Here is a 3,885-nt window from a genome sequence, read left to right as displayed (position 1 = left end):
GCGTATTGTTCGGGAATTTGCTGCATGGCCTCATTGAAACAAGCAACGTACGTCTTAAAACAAACTCCGGATGCCAAGGTCTCGATGTTTTACATCGATGTCCGGGCGATGGGGAAATATGAAGACTTTTATAATAATGTCAAAGATAAGATCAACCTCATCAAAGGTAAAGTTGGGGAGATCTCGGAAGATGCCGGGACGAAGGATCTGATTGTTCAAGTAGAGAATCAAGAGACCGGTGAAATTATGAGAGAACGAGTGGACATGGTGGTGTTGGCCACAGGGATGGTGCCGTCCACCGTGGGAACGAAAGTACCGGCTGGTATAGTGTATGATGAGGATGGATTTATTGCTTCCGAGACAGAGAAACCGGGGATTTACGGCGCAGGAAGCGTGAAGAAGCCCTTGGATGTAGCCTCATCGGCAAAAGATGCTACAGCTGCAGCACTAAAAGCTCTACAATCTACGGTGAGGAGGTAGCTCAATGGATAAAAAGACAGGGGTATATATCTGCAGCGGCTGTGGAATTGGAGACGCCTTAGACATAGCAGCTTTGTCCAAGGTTGCCACCAAAGAAAGTAAAGTACCCGTATGTAAGACCCACGCATTTTTGTGCGGAGAAGAAGGCGTGGCGCAAATAAAAAGTGACATCGAAAACGAAGGGGTAAACACGGTGGTCATCGCCGGATGTTCCTCACGCGTAAATTATGATGTCTTTGACTTTGGGCCTTCAGTCATCCTGGAACGGGCGAATTTGCGGGAGCAAGTCATTTGGTGCCATCCGGCAGAGGATGAAGACACCCAAATGATGGCGGAAGACAGCCTGCGGATGAGTTTGGCAAAAGCAGGGCATATTGAAATTCCTGAAGGATACCAGGGAGAAAACATGGTTAAGACCATTCTCGTCGTAGGCGGCGGACTCACAGGAATCACGGCAGCTCTTGAAGGAGCAAAAGCCGGCTATAAGACGGTTCTTGTGGAGAAGAATCCGGTGCTGGGCGGCTGGATGAACAATCTGTTCAAACAAGCTCCCTTAAAAGATCCCTACAGCGATCCGGAAGAGGTAGACATCGCAGCCCGGATACAAGAAGCAGAAGCCAACCCGGATGTCACGATCTATACGAGTGCAGAAATCAAAGAGATCGCCGGGGCGCCCGGAATGTTTGACGTCAAAATCGAACAGAATGGCCAGGAAATTAATGAACGAATCGGATCGGTTGTGTTAGCCACCGGTGCCGTACCCTATGACGCATCGAAATTAGAACACTTGGGCTATGGCAAATATGCTAACGTCATAACTAATCAAGCCTTTGAAGAATTAGCCAAGAACGGAAAGATCGTACGCCCGGGAGATGGCAAAGAAGTACAAAGCGTTGCCTTCCTGCAATGTGCAGGGTCACGGGATGCAGAGCACCTGCCGTATTGCTCGTCAGTATGTTGTGTAGAATCCTTGAAACAAGCAACCTACCTGAAAGAGCAAAACCCGGAAGCCGCGATCTACGTTTTCCATAAAGATATCCGGACTCCCGGACAATATGAAAAGCTGTACAAACGGGTTCAGAAAGACGGAGCCGTTTTCGTACGAGGCGATGTCACGGGGATTACAGAAGACGACGATAAGAACCTGCTCATCGAAGCAGCCGACGTTCTCACCGGTGCAACCATAGGAACAGAAGGCGTAGACTTAGTTGTCTTAGCCACAGGGATGGTACCGACAACGGCGATCGGAGAAAGCTTAGATGCGAAGAGCGAGGACGAAGAAAAAGAAGAGAAACCACAAGGCGACACGATTATACGGTCGAACCTCTTAAACCTGGCGTATCGCCAAGGACCAGAGATGCCGACATTAAAATATGGATTTTCGGATTCACACTTTGTATGTTTCCCGTATGAAACACGACGAACAGGGATTTATGCAGCAGGAAGCGTAAGAGCACCGATGGATGCGCTGTCAAGCATCGAAGATGCGACAGGAGCAGCCATGAAAGCCATCCAATGCATAGAACTGAGCGAACTCGGTTCCGCAGTGCATCCAAGGGTGGGGGATCTGTCCTTCCCGAGTTTTGCGATGCAGCGTTGTACGCAATGTAAACGTTGTACCGTGGAATGTCCGTTCGGAGCGATCAACGAAGATGATAAATTCAATCCGCTGCCGAATCCAACCCGTTGCCGCCGGTGCGGAATCTGTATGGGAGCCTGCCCGGAACGGATTATATCCTTCAAAAACTACTCCGTGCCGATGATCGGTAACATGATCAAAGCCATCGAAGTGCCGGAAGAGGATGAAGAAAAACCAAGAATTGTGGTATTTGCCTGTGAAAACGATGCCATACCGTGCTTAGACATGGCGGGAATCAATCGCCTGAGTTACAACGCTTGGGTACGGGTGATACCGGTAAGATGCTTAGGTTCCATGAGCCTGGTGTGGATCGCGGATACGTTATCCAAAGGAATTGATGGCATACTCCTTCTCGGATGTAAGCATGGCGACGATTACCAATGCCACTTCATCAAAGGAAGCGAATTGGCAGAAACACGACTCTCCAAAGTGGCAGAAACGTTAGACCGATTGTCCTTAGAGTCGGAACGTGTACGGATGGAACAAGTGTCCATTATGGATTACGACCAAATACCAGGAATCTTGGACGGCTTTGCCGAGAGACTAGAAGAACTGGGTCCTAACCCCTATAAAGGGTTCTAAGTCCTTGAATAGCAAAGGAGCATTAGTATGGAAGAAATAAAAAGTGTATCTCTGGAGATGAAAGATTATATTGTTTCTTCAGGGGCGGAGACGCTCAGCTGGTGTATGCAATGCGGACTCTGCACCAACCTTTGTCCTTGGCGGTTAGTCCCCGGAGAAGTAAGCGAATCATTTAACATCCGGAAAATGCAGCGCTTGGGACAATTGGGATTAGAAGGATTTGAAGACGAAGAAATATTGTTTGCCTGCGCAACCTGCGGGATGTGTCAAGCGAATTGCCCGCGAAAAGTAGAAATCATCAACAATGTACGGTCCATGCGAAACACGACAGTAGGTGCAGGATTTTTGCCGGCGCACCTGAGGCCGATTGCCGGAAGCATCCATGCCAACGGAAATCCGTGGTCAGGAGAGAAAGAGAAGCGTGCGGAATGGCAAGAAGGATTGGATATTCCGGCCTTCAGTGAGGATACTGAATACTTGCTGTATGTATGCTGCACGTCCTGCTATGATACCCGAAGCAAAAAGATTGCCAAAAGCATCGTAAGCCTGTTAAAAGAAGCAGGGGTAAGCTTTGGAGTATTGACGGCGGAAGAGAACTGCTGTGGAGAGACCATCCGCAAACTGGGCGATGAGGAATTGTTCCAAAAGTTAGCGGAGTCCAATATAAATCTGTTTAACAGTAAAGGGGTCAAAAAGATCATAACGACATCGCCGCACTGCTTATATGCCTTTAAGAAGGATTACCCGGATTACGGCGGAGAGTATGAAGTCGTGCATTATTCAGAAGTGCTGAGTAAGCTGATGAAAGAAGGGAAACTGACCTTTAAGGGAGAAGTAGGTAAAAAGGTAACCTTCCATGATCCGTGTTACTTAGGGCGACATAATGAAGTGTATGATGCTCCTCGTGAACTGATCCAAGCGATCCCGGGAGTAGAATTCGTGGAACTGGAAAGGAACAAGAGCAAAAGCCTCTGCTGTGCAGGCGGAGGAGGAAGAGTCTGGGCAGAAGTGCCGATGGGCCAGCGCTTTGGAGAACTGAGAATTACCGACGCGGTGGAAAAACAGGCCGATGTATTGGTAACGGCATGTCCTTATTGCATCCTGATGCTCGACGATGCCTGTGCCGGACTGGAAAAGAAAGATGTCCTGGAAGTTATGGAAATGTCCGAACTCCTTTGTTCAGC

General features: G+C 48.6%; 2 protein-coding genes and 1 pseudogene. All 3 read left to right on the top strand.

The window, feature by feature from the left end:
* Positions 1 to 480: pseudogene (locus tag ACPUYX_RS20740) on the top strand (heterodisulfide reductase subunit A); the annotation flags it as partial.
* A gap of 4 nt (positions 481 to 484) precedes the next feature.
* A complete protein-coding gene (locus tag ACPUYX_RS20735; protein WP_426381479.1) occupies positions 485 to 2,701 on the top strand; it encodes a hydrogenase iron-sulfur subunit in 2,217 nt (738 codons plus the stop codon).
* Positions 2,702 to 2,728: 27 nt separating this feature from the next.
* Positions 2,729 to 3,885: (Fe-S)-binding protein (locus tag ACPUYX_RS20730; protein ID WP_426381478.1), on the top strand; the 1,157-nt coding region annotated here is incomplete at its 3' end.

Origin of the sequence: Desulfosporosinus sp. SYSU MS00001, assembly GCF_049943955.1 — a bacterium.
In the GTDB taxonomy this organism is placed as follows: domain Bacteria; phylum Bacillota; class Desulfitobacteriia; order Desulfitobacteriales; family Desulfitobacteriaceae; genus Desulfosporosinus.
Note: the sequence above shows the minus strand (reverse complement) of the source record. Positions and strands in the feature narration are given on the sequence as shown.